This is a genomic window from Pseudomonas sp. Marseille-QA0332, from assembly GCF_054950175.1.
Map to the genome: position 1 here is coordinate 1,459,445 of NZ_CM143106.1, position 19,095 is coordinate 1,478,539.

General features: G+C 66.1%; 15 protein-coding genes. 11 read left to right on the top strand and 4 right to left on the bottom strand.

From position 1 onward, the window contains the following. Position 1: 1 nt before the first annotated feature. Entirely contained in the window at positions 2-1,963 is a 1,962-nt protein-coding gene (locus tag ACY8GK_RS06820; protein WP_462402685.1) for a TonB-dependent receptor domain-containing protein, read from the bottom strand. Between the two features lie 449 nt (positions 1,964-2,412). On the opposite strand from ACY8GK_RS06820, the gene mrdA reads away from it, so the two are divergent. Further along, complete coding sequence (gene mrdA, locus ACY8GK_RS06825) at positions 2,413-4,305, top strand: penicillin-binding protein 2 (protein WP_196178764.1); 1,893 nt, start codon at positions 2,413-2,415, stop codon at positions 4,303-4,305. Positions 4,306-4,362: 57 nt separating this feature from the next. Here mrdA and pedF read toward each other — a convergent pair whose 3' ends face one another. After that, complete coding sequence (gene pedF, locus ACY8GK_RS06830) at positions 4,363-4,800, bottom strand: cytochrome c-550 PedF (RefSeq protein WP_462402686.1); 438 nt, start codon at positions 4,798-4,800, stop codon at positions 4,363-4,365. Positions 4,801-5,057: 257 nt separating this feature from the next. Between pedF and exaA the strand changes: the two genes are divergently transcribed. Both exaA and ACY8GK_RS06840 read left to right on the top strand, forming a co-directional pair. Beyond that, positions 5,058-6,929, top strand: coding sequence for a quinoprotein ethanol dehydrogenase (exaA, locus tag ACY8GK_RS06835; RefSeq protein WP_196178768.1), 1,872 nt, complete (start codon positions 5,058-5,060; stop codon positions 6,927-6,929). Positions 6,930-6,986: 57 nt separating this feature from the next. Further along, a complete protein-coding gene (locus ACY8GK_RS06840; RefSeq protein ID WP_462402687.1) occupies positions 6,987-7,631 on the top strand; it encodes a pentapeptide repeat-containing protein in 645 nt (214 codons plus the stop codon). 64 nt (positions 7,632-7,695) lie between these two features. Here ACY8GK_RS06840 and ACY8GK_RS06845 read toward each other — a convergent pair whose 3' ends face one another. Then, complete coding sequence (locus ACY8GK_RS06845; RefSeq protein ID WP_196178772.1) at positions 7,696-8,352, bottom strand: response regulator transcription factor; 657 nt, start codon at positions 8,350-8,352, stop codon at positions 7,696-7,698. Between the two features lie 226 nt (positions 8,353-8,578). Between ACY8GK_RS06845 and ACY8GK_RS06850 the strand changes: the two genes are divergently transcribed. The 7 genes from ACY8GK_RS06850 to ACY8GK_RS06880 all read left to right on the top strand — a co-directional run bounded on the left by ACY8GK_RS06850 (position 8,579) and on the right by ACY8GK_RS06880 (position 17,458). Next, entirely contained in the window at positions 8,579-9,241 is a 663-nt protein-coding gene (locus tag ACY8GK_RS06850; RefSeq protein ID WP_196178774.1) for a response regulator transcription factor, read from the top strand. A 538-nt stretch (positions 9,242-9,779) separates the two neighbouring features. After that, a complete protein-coding gene (locus ACY8GK_RS06855; RefSeq protein ID WP_462402688.1) occupies positions 9,780-10,841 on the top strand; it encodes a 3-deoxy-7-phosphoheptulonate synthase in 1,062 nt (353 codons plus the stop codon). A 297-nt stretch (positions 10,842-11,138) separates the two neighbouring features. Then, entirely contained in the window at positions 11,139-11,420 is a 282-nt protein-coding gene (locus ACY8GK_RS06860) for a peptidylprolyl isomerase (RefSeq protein ID WP_196178778.1), read from the top strand. Positions 11,421-11,664: 244 nt separating this feature from the next. Then, positions 11,665-12,435: a 3-hydroxybutyrate dehydrogenase gene (gene hbdH, locus ACY8GK_RS06865; protein WP_196178780.1), complete on the top strand. Its 771-nt coding sequence runs from the start codon at positions 11,665-11,667 to the stop codon at positions 12,433-12,435. 66 nt (positions 12,436-12,501) lie between these two features. Further along, positions 12,502-14,460, top strand: coding sequence for an acetoacetate--CoA ligase (locus ACY8GK_RS06870; protein WP_462402689.1), 1,959 nt, complete (start codon positions 12,502-12,504; stop codon positions 14,458-14,460). A gap of 34 nt (positions 14,461-14,494) precedes the next feature. After that, on the top strand, positions 14,495-14,770 hold the full coding sequence (locus ACY8GK_RS06875) for a peptidylprolyl isomerase (protein ID WP_196178784.1): 276 nt from the start codon (positions 14,495-14,497) through the stop codon (positions 14,768-14,770). Between the two features lie 141 nt (positions 14,771-14,911). Continuing rightward, complete coding sequence (locus ACY8GK_RS06880; RefSeq protein WP_462402690.1) at positions 14,912-17,458, top strand: autotransporter family protein; 2,547 nt, start codon at positions 14,912-14,914, stop codon at positions 17,456-17,458. Between the two features lie 27 nt (positions 17,459-17,485). On the opposite strand, the gene ACY8GK_RS06885 is transcribed toward ACY8GK_RS06880, so the two are convergent. Next, on the bottom strand, positions 17,486-18,109 hold the full coding sequence (locus ACY8GK_RS06885) for a LysE family translocator (RefSeq protein WP_462402691.1): 624 nt from the start codon (positions 18,107-18,109) through the stop codon (positions 17,486-17,488). Between the two features lie 131 nt (positions 18,110-18,240). On the opposite strand from ACY8GK_RS06885, the gene ACY8GK_RS06890 reads away from it, so the two are divergent. Next, positions 18,241-19,065: an AraC family transcriptional regulator gene (locus ACY8GK_RS06890; RefSeq protein WP_196178788.1), complete on the top strand. Its 825-nt coding sequence runs from the start codon at positions 18,241-18,243 to the stop codon at positions 19,063-19,065. Positions 19,066-19,095: the final 30 nt, after the last annotated feature.

Genomic DNA, 19,095 nt, shown 5'->3' on the forward strand with positions numbered 1-19,095 from the left:
CTCAGAAACTCACGCTCAAGCCGACATGGAAGGTGCGACCGGGTTCTGCGAAGGTGAAGTGGTCGTCGCCATCGCTGAAGTTCCGGTCGGTCAGGTTCTCGATGCCGCCACGCACGGTCAGGTGGTCGGTCAATGCCTGGCTCAGTTCCAGGTGCCAGAGGCTGTAGGCAGGCATCGTGTAGCGACTGCTGCCTGAATAGCTCAACTGGCTACCGACGTACTCGCCACGCAACTGAGCATCGAAGCCGGCGCGAGGTTGCCAGTGCAAGCGGGTATTGGCCAGGTGCCGGGAACGGTCGCCTAGACGCCGGCCAGCGCTGCGGTCGATCGCGTCGAGATAGCTGTAGCTGATGTCCCAGCGCAGCTCGTGCGGCAGGTCCACGCCAGCGCCGAGTTCGATTCCGCGGATGCGCGCCTTGTCGACGTTGTCGTACTCACGCAGTTCCTGGCGGCGGATACCGCAGGCCGCTACACAGCGTGTCTGGATCAGGCCGTGCACGTTGTTCTGGAACACCCCGGCACTGGCCGACCAGCCTTGCCCCTGGTAGTCGGCGCTGAATTCGTAGGTGGTGTTGATTTCCGGTCCGAGGTCGGGATTGCCATGAATCGTGAACTGCCCACCACCCCCCACGGCGGCATAGCCTGGCGAGAGCTGCTTCAGAGTTGGCGCCTTGAACCCTCGCCCTACCCCGCCCTTGAGGGTCAACGCTTCGCTGACGTGGTGCAGCAGGTAGATCCGCGGGCTCTTCTGCCAGCCGTACTCTTGATGCTTGTCGAAGCGACTGCCAAGCACCAGCGACCAGTCCGCGGCCAAGGCGATCTCGTCCTGCACGAACAGGGCGCGATGGGTGGTGCGTGCATCGCCGCCAGCGAAGCCCTCGTCCTCCAGTCGTTCCTTGCGCCATTCGGCACCTGTGGTGAGCAGATGCATGCCTGCCAGGGGCACGCTCACGCTGCCGTCGACGATGTCGTCGACCAGGTGCTGCCGAGGTGAGCTAGGCACGATACCGTTGGTGTAGCGATTGGTACGCTCCAGTTCACTGCGGTACGCCCGCAGCGAACTGCTGCCCCAGCTCCAGTCCCCGCTGTGGGCGATCGAGTAATGCGCTCGCTCGATGCGGTCCCAGGACTCGTGGTCGACCGGCCGGGCACCTGCGCTACGGGTATTGCGCCAGCGATCCTCCAGGCCGCTGCCGTAGCTCAAGTCGATGCGTTGCGCCTGGTCGGGCGTCCAGCTTAGCGTGGCGCTACCACCACGGGCATCGCGCCCCTCGAGCTCGGACTGGGTTCGATCCTGGTGCAGTGGCGTTTCTTGGCGACGACGGGTTTCGCCAGTGAGCGACAAGCCGAGTACGCCTGGAACCAGCGGCCCGGCCATGTACGCACCGAGCTGGTGGGTTTGCCCGCCACGCTCATCCTCGCGCACGCCACCGTCGATCAGTGCGCTGCCCCTCCAGCGGTCGGTGGCCTTGCGCGTGATCACATTGACGACGCCACCCAGGGCCTCGGAACCGTAGAGCGACGACATCGGACCACGCACCACCTCGATACGCTCGATCGACTCGACAGGGATCCAACCGAGGTCGAAATCCGAATGCGCGATGGCGCCGGCCGACGTGTTGATACGCTGGCCGTCGCGCAATACCAGGGTATGTTCGCTACCCATGCCGCGGATGCTGATGCCTCGCCGGGTCATGCCCACGCCGGTGAACTGCAGGCCTGGCGTACCACGCAGGGCATCTTCGAGATCCTGTACCGGGCGTTTTTCGAGCTGCTCGCGAGTGATCACCGACAGGCTGGCTGGCGCATCCCTGAGCTGGCGCTCGGTGGCGGTCGCGGTGACCACGAGCTCTTCCAGATCCACCGGGGCAGTTGCAGCGCACGCCATCAAAGGCGCCGCCGACAGCAGGGAAAGCACGCTGACTTTGCGAGGGATCAGGAGAAATCTCGAGTCCTGGATCATCTGGATATTCCTTTCTCAAAGGCAGCATCGAGCCTGGTGGATGCGGGCCGCAAATCGGACGAAAGACGGAACGGGCGCCGTCTGGACACGCAGGCCAGGTACGCCCGCAGGCTCTGATCAGTTTTAATCATAATGTTATAGTGTTTCATTTGTGGAACTTTGGCAACAGGCCATTGTCGCTTTGCCACCTGCGCCAAGTGCGGAGAGCTGGAGCGCATCGCCAAGCGCGCTTGCCTGTCCTTGCGCGTTGCCATGAACAATTCTTCATCCTCGCGGCAACGCCGGTAAGCCGTAGCCGGCAAGGGTTGGGCCGATGCGGCGGATGCCTCCTGGGCTTGAGTCATCCGCGGCTGATGCGTAGCATCGCCGGCCCTGGGGCGCCCGGCTGGCAAGCCCTAGGGTGACCTCGCCCGACGATCCCGCTGCCTATCCGGACCCCTGCCAAGCTCATGCCTCAACCGATCCCCCTCAAGGACCACGACAAGGAAAAGCATCTGGTCAACCGCCGCCTGCTGGTGTGTGCGCTGCTGGTCCTCGCCCTGGTGGCGATCCTGGTCGGCCGGCTCTATGTGCTCCAGGTGATCCAGCACGAGCGCCAGAGCGCCGTATCGGAAAACAACCGCGTGCATGTGTTGCCAATCGCCCCGGAGCGTGGGCTGATCTACGATCGCAACGGCGTGGTGCTGGCGGACAACAAGCCCAGCTTCAACTTGACCCTCACCCGTGAACGCAGCGGCAACACGGCCCAGGTGCTCGATACGCTGGCGCAGGTGCTGGGCCTCGATAGCGATGACCGCCACGCGTTCGACAAGGACCTGCGCCGTGCGCGCAAGCCGTTCGAACCGGTCACCTTGATGGTCGGCCTGAGCGAAGAACAGATCGCCCGGATCGCGGTCAACCAGTTCCGCCTGCCCGGCCTGGATGTAGAGGCGCAGTTCATTCGCGAATACCCGCTGGCCGAGCACTTCGCCCATTCGGTCGGCTATGTGGGGCGGATCAACGAACAGGAAGCCAAGCGCCTGGATGCCACCGAGTACCGGGGCACCCAGTCCATTGGCAAGACCGGTATCGAGCATTTCTACGAAACCGAGCTGCACGGCCAGGTTGGCTACGAGGAAGTCGAGACCAACGCCCAAGGCCGGGTCATGCGCGTGCTGAGCCGGCACGATCCGGTGCCTGGCAAGGACATCGTGCTGAGCCTGGACGCGCAACTGCAGATGGCCGCGGAAAAGGCCCTGGGCGATCGACGCGGCGCGGTGGTCGCGCTCGATCCGAACAATGGCGATGTCCTGGCCATGGTCAGCAACCCAGGCTTCGACCCCAACCTGTTCGTCAAGGGCATCAGCTTCAAGCAGTACGCGGCCCTGCGCGACTCGATCGACCGACCGCTGTTCAACCGTGTCTTGCGCGGGTTGTACGCGCCCGGTTCGACGGTCAAGCCGGAAGTGGCCATCGCCGGCCTGGACAGTGGCGTGATCACGCCGGGCAGCCGGGTTTTCGACCCTGGCTACTACGAGCTGCCCAACTATGACCACAAGTATCGCAACTGGAACCGCAGTGGCGACGGCTGGGTGGACATGTACACGGCCATCATGCGCTCCAACGACACCTACTTCTACGACCTGGCGCACAAGCTTGGCATCGATCGTCTGCATGACTACATGAGCGCCTTCGGGCTGGGCCAGAAAGTCTCGCTGGACATGTTCGAGGAAGCTTCGGGGCTGATGCCCTCGGCCCAGTGGAAGCGCGCCACCCGGCGCCAGCCGTGGTTCCCTGGCGAAACGCTGATCCTCGGCATCGGCCAAGGCTACATGCAAGTCACGCCCCTGCAGCTGGCCCAGGCCACCAGCCTGCTGGCCAGCCGCGGCGTCTGGCATCGTCCGCACCTGGCCAGGCGTGTGGGCGGCCAGGCGCCGCTCGACCCGCACCCGATGCCGGACATCGTGCTGCATGACAAGCACGCCTGGGACCAGGTCAGCCAGGGCATGCAGATGGTCATGCACGACCCGCGCGGCATCGCCCGCGCCGCCGCCGCCGGTGCCCAATACCGCATTGCCGGCAAGAGCGGCACCGCCCAGGTGGTGGCGATCAAGCAGGGAGAGCGCTACAACCGCGACAAGACCTTGGAGCGGCACCGCGACAACGCCTTGTTCGTCGGCTTCGCACCGGCCGAGCGTCCCGGCATCGTGGTGGCGGTGATGATCGAGAACGGCGAGGCCGGGGGCCGAGTGGCCGGTCCCGTGGTGCGCGAGGTGATGGATGCCTGGCTGCTCGACGGGCAAGGCCAGCTCAAGGAACGCTTTGCCGCAGGCAGGCAGGCATCACCAATACCGCATGCCTGAACCACGTCGGCAGTCCGTACCGGACGCGCGACTTGCGCGCTTGCGCCAGGCGCCCGGTCACTCGGCCACGTGCACGCTGTCAAGATAGGTGCGTACCGCCCAGAGGGCTTCCTGGCTGAGGAAGTCGGCCATCTTCGGCATATACACCCGGCCGTCGCGTACCGCGCCATTGCGCACCCGCTCCACATACCACTCATCGCCCGCCGCCCCTTCGTCGAGCAGCCGCAGGTCCGGCGCGATCCCTCCCGACTTGGCCTCCAGGCCATGGCAGGCCGCGCAGTTCTGGTTGTAGGCCGAAGCGCCGATCGCCAGCGCCCGATCATGGTCCTTGCTGTCACGATAAGGGTTCTCGGTGCGCCATTCGCTGCCCAACGGCTCCAGGCCATCGGTGTTGACCGCCGAAGGCGTGACGTCCCCATGGGCCTGCACCGCCGCGGCGGCGCACAGCCCGAGGATCAGCAAGCTGGTGTTCAAGGCGTTGTTCTTGATTGTCATTGTCCGGCCCTCGACTTCAGGTTTGCACGCGGCCCCTTGGCAACCGGGGCGGTCCGAGCATGCTAGAAAAGCGCTCAGGCCCGCCCCACGCTGCTTTGGTGCCCAGCGCCTGCTCCCTTGGTCGTAGGGCTGGCGAGGCAGTGCCAAATCATGTCCGCGCCGGGAAGTCGTCCCGGTTTTGCCGGGACATCGTCCGTATCCCGGCGGTCGTCGGCGTTCCAGGCTGTACAGGCCACAACTTATTGGGAACCCCGACAATGACAACAAGATCGCTACCCGTCCCGCGCCTGCCACTACCGGCTGCCGTTCACACCGTCCTCCTGCTCGGCGGCCTGGCCCTGGCCGGCGGCGCCCAGGCCAAGCCGGTGAGCTGGGAGGACATCGCCGACGACCACAAGACCACCGGCAACGTGCTGCAGTACGGCATGGGCACCAACGCCCAGCGCTGGAGCCCGCTGGCACAGGTCAACGACGGCAACGTGTTCAAGCTGACCCCGGCATGGTCGTTTTCCTTCGGCGACGAGAAGCAGCGTGGCCAGGAGTCCCAGGCCATCGTCAACGACGGGGTGATCTACGTGACCGGGTCCTATTCGCGGGTCTTCGCTCTCGACGCCAAGACCGGCAAGCGACTGTGGACCTACAATCATCGCCTGCCGGACAACATCCGCCCCTGCTGCGACGTGGTCAACCGGGGCGCCGCCATCTACGGCGACAACATCTACTTCGGCACCCTCGACGCCCGCGTGGTGGCCTTGAACAAGGACACCGGCAAGGTGGTCTGGAACAAGAAGTTCGGCGATCACGCCGCCGGCTACACCATGACCGGCGCGCCAACCCTGGTCAAGGACCAGAAGACCGGCAAGGTGCTGCTGATCCACGGCAGCTCCGGCGATGAGTTCGGCGTGGTCGGCCAGCTGTATGCGCGCGACCCGCAGACCGGCGAGGAAGTCTGGATGCGGCCCTTCGTCGAAGGCCACATGGGCCGGCTCAACGGCAAGGACAGCACCCCGACCGGAGACGTCAAGGCGCCGTCCTGGCCGGACGACCCAAGCACCGAGACCGGCAAGGTCCAAGCCTGGAGCCACGGCGGCGGCGCGCCGTGGCAGAGCGCCAGCTTCGATCCCGAGACCAACACCATCATCGTCGGTGCCGGCAACCCAGGCCCCTGGAACACCTGGGCGCGCACCGCCAAGGACGGCAACCCGCACGACTACGACAGCCTCTATACCTCCGGCCAGGTCGGCGTCGACCCCTCCACCGGCGAGGTCAAGTGGTTCTACCAGCACACCCCCAACGATGCCTGGGATTTTTCCGGCAACAACGAGCTGGTGCTGTTCGACTACAAGGACAAGAACGGCAAGCAGTACAAGGCTACCGCGCATGCCGACCGCAACGGCTTCTTCTATGTGGTCGACCGTACCAACGGCAAGCTGCAGAACGCCTTCCCCTTCACCGACAACATCACCTGGGCCAGCCATATCGACCTCAAGACCGGGCGCCCGGTGGAGAACGAAGGCCAACGCCCACCCCAGCCCGAGCCCGGCCAGAGCAAGGGCAAGCCCGTGGAAGTCTCGCCACCCTTCCTCGGCGGCAAGAACTGGAACCCCATGGCCTATAGCCAGGACACCGGTCTGTTCTACGTGCCCTCGAACCAGTGGAAGGAGGAGTACTGGACCGAGCAGGCGAACTACAAGAAGGGTTCGGCCTATCTGGGCATGGGCTTCCGTATCAAGCGCATGTACGACGACCATGTCGGCTCGCTGCGCGCCATGGACCCGAGCACCGGCAAGATGGTCTGGGAACACAAGGAGCGGCTGCCCCTCTGGGCCGGCGTCCTGGCGACCAAGGGCAACCTGGTGTTCACCGGAACCGGTGACGGCTACTTCAAGGCGTTCAACGCCAAGACCGGCGAGGAGCTGTGGAAATTCCAGACCGGCAGCGGCATCGTCTCGCCGCCGATCACTTGGGAGCAGGACGGCGAGCAGTACATCGGCGTGACCGTCGGCTACGGCGGCGCGGTGCCGCTGTGGGGCGGCGACATGGCCGAGTTGACCAGGCCGGTGGCCCAGGGCGGCTCGTTCTGGGTGTTCAAGATCCCGGCCTGGGACACCAAGACCGTCCAACGCTGATCCCTCGGCGGCCCCGACACCATGCGGGGCCGTCGTACCTACCTTCAGGAGACTGCCATGAAGTACCTCCCATTGCTGCTGGCGGCGGCCCTGTCACCTGCCCTGGCCGCAGAGCCCGACCAAGCACCGCCGACCGTCAACGGCTGCACCCTGATCGCCGAGGGCAAGTGTCCGAATGCCGATCTGCGCGGCGCCGACCTGAGCAACCAGGACCTGCGCAAGATGGACCTGTCCGGCGCCGATCTTCGCGGCGCCAACTTGCGTCACGCCCGGCTGGACCTGGCCAACCTGGAAAAAGCCGACCTACGAGGCGCCAACCTGACCCGTGCCAGCCTGCAACAAAGCAACCTGCGCCTGGCCCGCCTGCAGGGTGCCACCCTGATCGCGGTGCAAGCCTGGGGCGTGTTCGCCCAAGGCGCCAACTTCGACCAGGCCGACCTCAGCGCCGCCTACCTGGAGTTCGGTCGCCTGTCCGGCGCCAGGCTGCAGCACAGCAAGCTGCAGGCTGCCGACCTGGAAATGACCTGGCTGAGCAAGGCCGATCTCAAGGGCGCCAGCCTGGTCGATGCCAACCTGCAGGAAGCCAAGCTCGGCGAAAGCAACCTGCAAGATGCCGACCTGCGCGGCAGTCGCCAGCACTACGCCAACTTCCAGGACAGCAACATGCACGGCTGCAAGGGCTGTCCGGCATCCTGGGAATGAGCCGCAAGCTACAAGCCAAGCGGCGCGTGCCTGGCGCCCGAGGTCAAGCTTCACGCGCGCACGGTCAGCTTGAAGCTTGCAGCTTGAGGCTTGCAGCGCCCACCAGGCCCGTCTCGATCGCCAGGCGTACCAGGTCCGCCTGGCAGCCGGCGCGCAGCTTGCTCTTGACCAGGCTCAGATGGTTGGAGACGGTCTTGCGGCTGATGCACAGCCGTTGGGCAATGCCTGGCAAGGAAACGCCCTTGGCGAGCATGAGGAAGATCTCGGTTTCGCGCTGGGTCAGGCCTTGCAGGCGATCGTCCGCGCCCTGGCTCGGCTGGCAGGCCAGGGCCGTGGCGATGGCCTGTTCGATGTAGGCCTGCCCGGACAGGCAGCGGCGTACCGCCTCGACCAGCGTCGAGGCTTCGACCTGCTTGGAGAGGAAGCCGCAGGCGCCAGCTGCCAGGGCCTGGCGTACCAGGCCAAGCTCGGCATGCTCGCTGAGAAACAGCACGCGCAGCTGCGGCAGGCGCAGGCGCAGCCGGCGGGTGGTTTCCAGCCCGCTGATGCCGGGCAGGCCGAAGTCCATCAGCACCAGCCCCGGCACTTGCGCCTGAACCAGTTGCAGGGCCTGCTCGCCGCTTCCGGCTTGGCGCACCTGCAGGCCAGGCAGCGCCGTCTCCAGCGCGGTGGCCAGGCCCAGGCGCAGCAGCGGATGATCGTCGACCAATACGATGGCCATGCCTGTTCTCCCTGATCCTGGCCAATGTCCATCCTAGGGCTGCCACCAAGCGGCTCCTTTACTACTTTGGTACTGGTTCGGCTGTCGATGGTCGCATCCGCCAGGCATTGTTCCGGGCACTACTGGGACAACGCCGGGAGTACTGCTACCTTGACCACACCGCCGCCTGCGAGCCCGCGCCAGCCAAGCGCGGCCCCATGACAACAAGAGAAAAAGGTGCAAAGCCATGTACAAGATCCTCATCGCCGATGACCACCCGCTGTTTCGCGAAGCCATCCGCAGCGTGATCACCGATGGCTTCCCAGACAGCGACGTGATGGAGACCGCAGACCTGGACAGCGCCCTGGAACTGACCCGGCAGCACGAGGACCTCGATCTCATCCTGCTCGACCTGAACATGCCAGGCATGCACGGCCTGGGCGGGCTGATGAACCTGCGCAACGAGGCCCCGACCATCCCGGTGGTGATCGTCTCGGCCGAGCAGGACAAGCAGGTCGTGCTGCAGGCGATCACCTATGGCGCCGTCGGCTTCATCACCAAGTCCTCGCCGCGCTCGCAGATGACCGAGGCCATCGAGCGCATCCTCGACGGCAATGTCTATCTGCCATCGGACATCATCCGCACCCAGGCGCCTGCCCGCCGGCACGCGGCGGCCACGCCAGGCTTCGCCCCGGAGCTGCTGCAGGCACTGACGCGCAAGCAGCTGCTGGTACTCGAGCGCATGACCAAGGGTGAAGCCAACAAGCAGATCGCCTATCACCTGGACATCGCCGAGACGACGGTCAAGGCGCATGTGTCGGCGATCCTGCGCAAGCTCAACGTGCACAATCGCGTGCAAGCCATTCTCAGCGCGGGCGACATCGACTTCAGCGCCTACTTGCGTCGATGAGGCCAGGCTATCGAGATCAATAGCAACATGCCGTTGAACATTCGCGCCCGACTGGAGTAAGCTCGGGGCATTCACTGGAGAACAGCATGTCCGACAGCCTTCGCCATCACGCTTGCCGCACGGGTCGCCCACCGCGTCCGGCGCAGGCCGTTGCCGGCTGCAAGAGCATCGCCAGCTTTTATTACGGGTATTGGTTTAGCCACTGGCGCCGCTGATACTCACACCGGCGCCCACCTTCGAGGGGCCGCCGAACACGAGAATACTCAACCCCCGGTCGGCCCCCCGCCCGGGGGTTTTGCTTTTCCAGGCCCTGCACCGACCGATTCATACCGAGGATACCGAAATGACCTACACCTACCGCTACCCATACAGCAGCTATGCATGGCGATTTAGCCAATCCCGTTCGGGCCAGCCTGCCGCCTCCGTTCGGTCGATCACTGGTGGCAACACGGTCCAAGACCCCATCACGACAACCTGTCGAACACCTCGATAGGGCCGACCGCGGGCCTCGACCCGCCGTCCGCCCAAGGAACCTGCCATGCAAACCTGCTCGTTCGCCCTGCCACTGACCCAACCCCAAGCCGCCAACAGCGCCGTCAGCCGGCGCCTTCCCAGCCCACACCTGCTCAAGCAGCAGATGCCACTGTCCAGCGCCCTCGCCGACCAGGTCCAGATGCATCGCCAGACGCTGCGCGCCATTCTCGAAGGTCGCGACCCACGCCTGCTGGTCATCGTCGGCCCCTGCTCGATCCACGACCCGCGTTCGGCCCTGGAATACGCTGACCGCCTGGCAGGCCTGCAAGCGCAGGTGGACGAAAAGCTGTTCCTGGTGATGCGGGCCTACGTGGAGAAACCGCGCACCACGGTCGGCTGGAAAGGCCTGGCCTACGATCCACATCTCGATGGCAGCGACGACATGCATTCAGGCCTGTCGCTCGCGCGCGGCCTGATGCTGGGCATGCTCGAACGCGGCCTGCCAGTGGCCACCGAACTGCTGCAGCCCATGGCGGCCGGCTACTTCGAGGATCTGTTGAGCTGGGCGGCGATTGGCGCGCGTACCACCGAATCGCAGATCCACCGAGAAATGGTCAGCGGGCTGGGCATGCCGGTCGGTTTCAAGAACGGCACCGACGGTAGCGTGGCCGTTGCCTGCGACGCGATCCGCAGCGCAGCGCACCCGCACCGGCACTTCGGCATCGATGCCCAGGGCTTCCCGGCGATCATCGAGAGCCTGGGCAACCCCGATACGCACCTGGTGCTGCGCGGCGGGCACGCCGGTCCCAATCATGACGCCGCCAGTGTCGAGCGAGCTCGTCAGGGCCTGGCCAAGGCCGGACTGCCGGCCCGGATCGTGGTGGACTGCAGCCACGCCAATAGCGGCAAGGACCCGTCACGCCAGCCAGCGGTGCTGCAGGACGTCATGGCGCAACGGGCGCGCGGGGATCGTTCGCTGGTAGGGGTGATGCTCGAGAGCCATCTGTTCGACGGCTGCCAGAGCCTGGGCAAGGGCGCGTTGAAGTACGGCGTGTCGATCACCGACGGCTGCCTGGGCTGGACATCGACCGAAACGCTACTGCGCGATGTGGCGGGGCAGGCTTGACGCTCGAGCGGGTACCTGAGCGGCCACATGCCGCGCTTGGCCCGCAACGAGGTCCGATATCCGCCACCGGACAACCGCCGTCATGCGAAACCTTGACAGAACAGGCAACTGCGGTGGGACGGGGCGCTTGGTCTGGGGCGTTGCCACCTGGCTTCAGGGCCGCTGTGCGGCCCATCGCGGCCGGTCTGACAGCTCAGCCTGGGCTGCGCCAGCTTTTACAACCACTGCTGCCTCTGCCCCCGAGACACCGCCTGCCATTTGCGCTAGGCTTGCGTTTTTCCTCAAGGAGTCGCTCCCATGGCACGTGCCACTGCCCGTCATATCCTGGTCAACAGCGAAGAGAAGTGCAACGAACTCAAGGCACAGATCGAAGGCGGCGCCGATTTCGCCGAAATCGCCAAGGCCAACTCCACCTGCCCGTCCAGCCGCCAGGGCGGTGACCTGGGCTCGTTCGGGCCGGGCCAGATGGTCAAGGAATTCGATACCGTGGTGTTCAGCGCACCGCTCAATACCGTCCAGGGCCCGGTCAAGACCCAGTTCGGCTACCACTTGCTCGAAGTGACCAGCCGCCAGGACTGATCCGCCCCGCCTGGCGTCGCGCACCGCGCGCCAATCGCCTGTCGCTGCCGAGACTGCGGCGACCAGGCACTGCGGCCCGCCTCGTCCGCTCGCGGCGCCTGCCCCTCCCGCTCTTTCGCAACACCGTGATGGCCGCCTCGGCCTCACTATCCTCGCGCTCGTCAGCCTGCCCCGGCGGGCCACTCGAATGCCGCCGCCACAGATCGGTACTACGCTTTGGCAAGAGCCACCACAGGAGCAGTGCATGGATCTCAGCGGCAAGACGGCAGTGGTCACCGGTTCCACCAGCGGGATCGGCCTGGGGATCGCCCAGGCCCTGGCCCGCTGCGGGGCCAATCTCGTGCTCAACGGCTTCGGCGATGTTCAAGGCGCCATCGCCAGTGTCGCAGCCTTCGGCGGCCAGGTCTGCCATCACCCGGCCGACCTCGGCGACCTTGACCAGATAGAGGCGCTGTTCGACCAGGCCGAGCGCCGCTTCGGCACGGTCGACATTCTGGTCAACAACGCGGGAATCCAGCATGTCGCGGCGCTGGAGCAGTTCCCGGTGCAGGCGTGGGAACGCATCATCGCCTTGAACCTGTCCGCCGTGTTCCACTGTACGCGGCGGGCATTGCCCGGCATGCGCGAGCGTGACTGGGGACGGATCATCAACATCGCCTCGGTCCATGGCCTGGTGGGCTCCACCGGCAAAGCCGCCTATGTGGCTGCCAAGCACGGCGTGGTCGGCCTGACCAAGGTGGTCGGCCTGGAGACCGCCACCAGCCAGGTGACTTGCAATGCCATCTGTCCTGGCTGGGTATTGACGCCGCTGGTGCAACGGCAGATCGACGCGCGTGTCGCCGAAGGCGGCGATCCACGGCAGGCGCGTCATGACCTGCTCGCCGAGAAACAGCCGTCGCTGGCCTTCGTCACTGCGCAGCACCTGGGCGAGCTGGTGCTGTTCCTGTGCAGCGAAGCCGGCAGCCAAGTCCGCGGAGCGGCCTGGAACATCGATGGCGGCTGGCTTGCCCAATAGGCCACGGGACTCGATCGGGAACAGGCCTGGGCCAGGCCAGCCCAGACAGCGAAGGGAGCATGCGACATGAACCAGATCCTTTGGCAGCCCTCGGCGCAGCAACGGCAAGCCAGCCGCATGGAACACCTGCGCCACTACGTGAACCGGCGCCTGGGCCTGGCGCTTGCGGATTACCACGCCCTGCACCGCTGGAGCATCGAGCAGCCCGGGCCGTTCTGGCAGAGCGTGGCCGACTTCTTCGAGGTGCGCTGGCAGGCAAGGGCCGAGCGGGTACTGACCGAAGGCGCCAGCATGCTCGAGGCGCGCTGGTTCGAGGGCGCCACGCTCAACTACGCCGAGCATCTGTTGCGACGCCGCGATCAGCACCCGGCGGTGGTCAGCGTTCGCGAAGATGGTCAGTCTCGAGTACTGGGGCATGCCGAACTGGCGGCACAGGTGGCGGGACTGCAGCGGGCCCTGCGGCGGATTGGCATCCAGGCCGGCGACCGGGTGGCGGCGGTGATGCCCAACACCTGGGAAACCCTCGTCGCCATGCTCGCCTGCGCCAGCCTTGGCGCGATCTGGTCCAGTTCATCGCCGGAATTCGGCTTGCACGGAATCGTCGACCGCTTCGGCCAGATCGAGCCCAGGCTGCTGATCGCCTGCGCCGGCTACCAGTACGCCGGCAAGTCCATCGACCAGGTGGACAAGCTCAACCAGGTGATCGCGCAGCTGCCCTCCCTGGAACATGTGCTGATCGTGCCCTACGGCCGTGCCGAAACCCGCCCCGAGGAGTTCCAAGGGCTCCAGGCGAGCCTTTGGTGCGACTTCTACGAGGTGGGCGGCGAGCCGGACTTCGTCGCCCTGCCCTTCGACCATCCGCTCTACATTCTCTACTCCAGCGGCACCACCGGAGTGCCCAAGTGCATTGTCCACCGCACCGGTGGCGTGCTGCTGCAGCACCTGAAGGAACATGGCCTGCACAACGATCTCAAGACCGACGACGTGCTGTTCTACTACACCACCTGCGGCTGGATGATGTGGAACTGGCTGGTCAGCGGCCTGGCGCTCGGCGCGACCCTGGTGCTGTTCGACGGCTCGCCGCTGCATCCTGGCCCCGAACGGCTGATCGACCTGATCGACGAGCACGGCATCAATGCCTTCGGCACTAGCGCCAAGTACCTGTCCAGCCTGGAACAGCACGGGCTTCGCCCCGCCTCCACCCATGACCTGAGCAGCCTGCGCACGATCATGTCCACCGGCTCGCCACTGTCGCCACACAGCTTCGATTACGTCTACCGGCACATCAAGGCCGACCTGTGCCTGGCCTCCATGTCTGGCGGGACCGATATTGTCTCCTGCTTCGTGCTCGGCAATCCGACCCTGCCGGTACGACGCGGCCAGATCCAGTGCAAAGGACTGGGCATGGCGGTCGAGGTCTGGAGCGAACATGGCCAGCCGCTGATCGGCGAAAAGGGCGAGCTGGTGTGCACCCGCCCGTTTCCTTGCATGCCGCTGGGTTTCTGGGGCGATGACGACGGCTCGCGCTACCGCGCGGCCTATTTCGAGCAGTTTCCCGGTGTCTGGTGCCAAGGCGACTACGCCGAGGAGGCAGCTGACGGTGGGCTGCAGATCCATGGCCGCTCCGATGCGGTGCTCAACCCGGGCGGTGTGCGCATCGGTACCGCGGAAATCTATCGCCAGGTCGAGAAGATCACCGAGGTCCTGGAGAGCGTCGCCATCGGCCAGCAGTGGCACGACGATGTGCGCGTCGTACTGTTCGTTCGCCTGCGTGAGGGGCTGCGGCTCGATGACGCGTTGCGCCAGCGCATCCGCCAGGTGATCCGTCAGTACACCACACCGCGGCATGTCCCGGCGGTGATCGCACAGGTCGACGATATCCCGCGCACCATCAGCGGCAAGCTGGTCGAGCTGGCCATTCGCAACGTGGTCCACGGCCTGCCAGTCAAGAACACCGATGCGCTGGCCAACCCGCAGGCGCTGGAACAGTTCCGCGACCGCGAGGAACTGCGTGATCAGGCATAATGGCCGCTTTTTGCAGCAAGGCAGAGTCCTCGTCATGAAAGCACAAGCCCGCCACATCCTGGTCAAGACCGCCGCCGAGGCCGAGCAGATCAAGCAACGCCTGGCCAAGGGCGAGGCCTTCGACGTGCTGGCGCGCAAGTTCTCGACCTGCCCGTCCGGCAAGCGCGGCGGCGACCTGGGCGAAGTGCGCCCCGGCCAGCTGGTCGGGGCGATCGACCAGGTCATCTTCAAGAAGCCCTTGCGCGTGGTCCATGGCCCGATCAAGACGCGCTTCGGCTTTCACCTGGTCCAGGTGTTCTACCGCGACTAGGGGTTGATGGCCGGACGCCAGCCGACATTTCTGCCAGTTGCCAGCCTCCGAAACCACTCTGTACAACCCCGGCATGACCCTCGCGGCTCCAACGGCAGGTGGCGAGGCAGTGGTCGCGGCCGATGGACGGACGGAGATGGCATGATGCATAGACCAGTCTGGCGGGCACTGGGCTCACTGACCCTGGCGGCCCTGGCTTGCCCCGCGGCCCAGGCGGCCTGCGACCTCAGCCCTGGCGAGGGCAACGACAGCTACCTGTGTGACAGCGGCACGGCGCAGGGGTTGATCGACACGGCCGGTGACAACGGCCTGACCTTGCCGGCCGGCGGCACTGGCGAGATCGCCGGCAACGTGGTCTTCGGCAGTGGCACCGACACGCTCGACATGGCCTCGGGGCGCATCGCCGGGAGCGTCAACCAAGGCGGCGGCATCGACGAGTTGCGCATGAGCGGCGGACTCATCGAAGGTGGCGTGAACCAGGGCGACGGCCTGGATCGCTTCTACATGAGCGGCGGGCGGATCGTCGGCACCTTCGACAGCGGGGACTACGCCGAAATGGACGGTGGGCAGATCGGCAGCGTCAACATGCGGCTGGACGAAAACACCTTCATCATGCGTGGCGGCCTCATCGAGCGCAACTTGATCGCGGCATTCGACCGGGACCATATCGAGATCTTCGACGGTAGCATCGGCGGCAACATCAGTGTCAGCGGCGGCGATGACCAGGTGCTGGTCCACGGCGGCAGCATTGGTGGCGACGTGCTCCTGAGCGTTGGCCAGGATCGCTTCACCTGGGACGGCGGCAGCATCGCCGGCACGGTCGACCTGGGCCCGGGCGACGACACGGCCCTGCTCGGTGGCCTGGCTGGCGAAACGCTGGTGAACCCCATCGACGGTGGGTTGGGCACCGACAGCCTGACCTTCAGCGCCAGCCAGCCAACCAGCGGCGCGCTGTATCGCCAGTTCGAGCACATCGGCCTGAGCAATGCCAGCCGCCTGGAGCTGGACGATACGTTGGTCCTCGGCGATGCCGAAAGCGGCACCGGGACGCTGGACATCGATGCCAGCAGCCGCCTGCACTCGCGACAGGGCAGCCTCGCGCCGTTCGCCCCAGGCCAGCGCGCCGGGCTGGTCAATGCCGGCACCCTCGACCTGCGCGGTGGCGGCGATGCCCAGGGCCGCCTGACCGTCACCGGTGACTACACCGGCAACGGGGGCACCTTGCAGGTGAACAGCGTGCTGGCGGGCGACGATGCGCCTTCCGATCGGCTAGTGGTGAGCCAAGGCAGCATCAGCGGCACGACCAACCTGCAGGTGAGCAATCTTGCTGGTGCCGGGGCCGTCACCGTGGCCAATGGCATCCAGGTGGTCGAAGCCCGCGAAGGCACCACCAGCACCGCCAGCGCGTTCGTGCAGACCCAGGTGCTCTCGGTGGGGGCCTACGATTACCGCCTGTTCAAGGGCGGCGTCACCCCTGGCAGCGAAAACAGCTGGTACTTGCGCTCGACCCTGGTGGCCGCCCCGGTGCCGCCGGCCCCCACCGAACCGCCAGTGACGCCGCCTACTGAACCACAACCTGCTCCGGCGCCCGAACCCAGCCCCGCGCCCACGCCAGAACCTGCACCTGCACCTGCACCGGAGCCAGCCCCCACCCCGATCGCCCAGGCCCCCGTGGCCGCGCCAGCACCAGGCCAGGCAGACCTGCCCACCGCGATTTCGAGCCAAGCCGTGCCGCTGTACCGGCCCGAAGTCGCGGTCTACAGCGCGGCCCCGCGTGGCGCGGCGCTGATCGCGCGACAGACGCTGGGCAGCTTTCACCAGCGCCAGGGCGACCAGCGTCTGCTCGACGGCCAAGGCAGCCTTCCCGCCAGCTGGGGCCAGGCCTACGGCGGCAACCTGCGCCAGCAATGGAGCGGGACGGTCAGCCCCGGCATCGACGGCGAGCTGTACGGCTTCAAGGTTGGCCAGGACCTGTATGCCTTCGTCACCGGCGATTACCGCCAGCATGTCGGCCTGTATGTCGGCAACGGCCGCCTGGAAGGCGACGTGAAAGGCTTCGCCTTGGGTCGGGAAGATCGACAGGTGGGCGACCTGCGCCTGGACGGCGACAGCGCCGGGCTGTACTGGACCCTGGTCACGCCCGGCGCCGGCTACCTCGATGCCGTGCTGCAATACACCGACCTCGACGGCCACGCACGTTCGCAGCGTGGCGACCGGATCGATCTCCACGGCCACGCCTGGACCGCATCGCTGGAGGCCGGCTATCCGCTGGCGCTGTCGCAGCGCTGGACCATCGAGCCACAAGCGCAGGTCATCGCCCAGAAGCTGCAGCTCGACGGTAGCCGTGACCGCGTCTCGCGCATCGACTTCGACAGCCAGGTGGAAGCCACCGCGCGCGTCGGCGTGCGCCTGGAGGGCTTGTTCGTTCGCGACGCCGGCAGCGCCGTGCAACCCTACGCCCAGCTGGATGTGCTGCACACCGGTGGCGGTCGCGATACCGTCGAGTTCGATGGTCGCGACCGGATCCGCACCGATCATCGCAACACCGCGGCGCAGCTCGACGTTGGCGTGGTCGGGCAGGTCAGTCGCGAGCTGAGCGTACATGCTGGCATGCGCTACTCGACCAACCTGGACGGACGAGCGCAAGAGCACGGTGGCGGCCAGCTGGGCGTGCGCTGGCGGTTCTGAGGCGGTGGCGCAAGGCAGCCTGGGGCATCAGCGCCGGGCTGCCAGCAACCCCAGGCCGGCGCAGCCCAGCAATGTCGCGCTCAGGCGGTTGAACAGGCGACGCGGACGCGGTCGGGCAAACCAGCGCTGCAGGTAGGCGCCCAGGGCGGCATACAGCGCAATGGCCAACCATTCCAGCAGCAGAAACCAGGCACCGAGCCAAAGAAACTGCTCGCCGACCGGGGTGATGCTGCCCACCGACACGAACTGTGGCAGGAAAGCGGTGAAGATCAGGATTGCCTTGGGATTGCCAGCAGCCACCAGGAACTCCTGCCGTGCCAGGTAGCCCACACCTCGCGGCTGCTCGCTGGCCATGCGGTCCTGCGCCACTGGCGCGCGCCACAGTTGCCAGGCCAGGTGGAACAGGTAGGCGGCACCGAGCAGCTTGATCGCCAGGAACAGGTACTCGCTGGTATGTAGCACCACGGCCAGGCCCATGGCCGCCAGGGCGATCATCCCGGCGAAGGCCAGCAGCCGGCCGCCGCCAGCCAGGCAGGCGGTGCGCAGGCCATGACGGCTGGCATTGTGCAGCGAGAGCAGGTTGTTCGGCCCCGGCGCCATGTTCAAGGCGAAGCAGGCAGGGATGAACAGCAACAGCGTGGTCAGTTCCATGATCTTCTCCTTCCGAGCCTGCGAGTTCACCCGCCAAGCCCCTCCAGGTCAAGCACAGTCCCATGCGAATTGACCGGTACAGCACCACTGGCGGTAGACTGCGCCTTCCCGTGAGCGATTTGCGATCTCCCATGCCTCGACCACTCAGCGAATTCTGGCACGATCCCGCCCTGCCCTGGATCGAAAGCCGCCGCGCCTGCCACAGCCGGGCCTGCTATCGTCCCCATAGCCACCCGACCTTTTCCATCGGCGCGGTCGATGCCGGCTTCAGTCATTTCAGTGGTGCAGGCGCAGACGTCGAACGGCTGGCGCCAGGCACCCTGGTGATGGTGCCGGCGCAACGGCTGCACGCCTGCAACCCCGCGCCGGGGCATGCCTGGAGCTATCAGATGCTGCACCTGGACGCAGCCTGGCTCACCGAGCTTCGACTGGAAAACGGCACCCGCGCCGGCGAGCCGGGCGCGCCTGCCAGGGTCACCCGGGATATCGACCTGTACCGGCAATTCTGTCGTCTCAACGCCACCTTGTTTTCCCAGACCTCGACAAGCGGCAAGGAAGCCGCGGTCATCGAGTTCATCGGCGATCACGATTTCTCGCAGCATCCGCCTCTGCCGGGCGCGCCTGCACCGCAGCTGAGCGCCCCGGCTCTGGACAGGTTGCTCGAACAGATCGCGCTGGTCGCGGAGCAAGAGCTGCCGTTGCAACACCTGGCGCACCAGGCCGGTCTTGGCCGCTACCAGCTGATCCGGGCGTTTCGCGCGGCAACCGGGTTCACGCCCCACGCCTATGTGCTCAATATCCGGATCAACCGAGCCCGCGATCTGTTGCGCCAAGGCATGGCGCTGGCCGAGATCGCCTGCCGACTGGGGTTCGCCGACCAGAGCCATTTCCAGCGGGTATTCAAGGCGCATGTCGGGGCGACGCCGGGGCACTACCGGGCCGCCGGCGCGCAATAATCTTCAATACAGCCGGCCCAGGCAGGCGCC

Excerpts from the sequence above, each read along its gene's own strand:
- ACY8GK_RS06820 (WP_462402685.1), bottom strand. The coding sequence starts at position 1,963 with ATGATCCAGGACTCGAGATTTCTCCTGATCCCTCGCAAAGTCAGCGTG.
- mrdA (WP_196178764.1), top strand. The coding sequence starts at position 2,413 with ATGCCTCAACCGATCCCCCTCAAGGACCACGACAAGGAAAAGCATCTG.
- pedF (WP_462402686.1), bottom strand. The coding sequence starts at position 4,800 with ATGACAATCAAGAACAACGCCTTGAACACCAGCTTGCTGATCCTCGGG.
- exaA (WP_196178768.1), top strand. The coding sequence starts at position 5,058 with ATGACAACAAGATCGCTACCCGTCCCGCGCCTGCCACTACCGGCTGCC.
- ACY8GK_RS06840 (WP_462402687.1), top strand. The coding sequence starts at position 6,987 with ATGAAGTACCTCCCATTGCTGCTGGCGGCGGCCCTGTCACCTGCCCTG.
- ACY8GK_RS06845 (WP_196178772.1), bottom strand. The coding sequence starts at position 8,352 with ATGGCCATCGTATTGGTCGACGATCATCCGCTGCTGCGCCTGGGCCTG.
- ACY8GK_RS06850 (WP_196178774.1), top strand. The coding sequence starts at position 8,579 with ATGTACAAGATCCTCATCGCCGATGACCACCCGCTGTTTCGCGAAGCC.
- ACY8GK_RS06855 (WP_462402688.1), top strand. The coding sequence starts at position 9,780 with ATGCAAACCTGCTCGTTCGCCCTGCCACTGACCCAACCCCAAGCCGCC.
- ACY8GK_RS06860 (WP_196178778.1), top strand. The coding sequence starts at position 11,139 with ATGGCACGTGCCACTGCCCGTCATATCCTGGTCAACAGCGAAGAGAAG.
- hbdH (WP_196178780.1), top strand. The coding sequence starts at position 11,665 with ATGGATCTCAGCGGCAAGACGGCAGTGGTCACCGGTTCCACCAGCGGG.
- ACY8GK_RS06870 (WP_462402689.1), top strand. The coding sequence starts at position 12,502 with ATGAACCAGATCCTTTGGCAGCCCTCGGCGCAGCAACGGCAAGCCAGC.
- ACY8GK_RS06875 (WP_196178784.1), top strand. The coding sequence starts at position 14,495 with ATGAAAGCACAAGCCCGCCACATCCTGGTCAAGACCGCCGCCGAGGCC.
- ACY8GK_RS06880 (WP_462402690.1), top strand. The coding sequence starts at position 14,912 with ATGATGCATAGACCAGTCTGGCGGGCACTGGGCTCACTGACCCTGGCG.
- ACY8GK_RS06885 (WP_462402691.1), bottom strand. The coding sequence starts at position 18,109 with ATGGAACTGACCACGCTGTTGCTGTTCATCCCTGCCTGCTTCGCCTTG.
- ACY8GK_RS06890 (WP_196178788.1), top strand. The coding sequence starts at position 18,241 with ATGCCTCGACCACTCAGCGAATTCTGGCACGATCCCGCCCTGCCCTGG.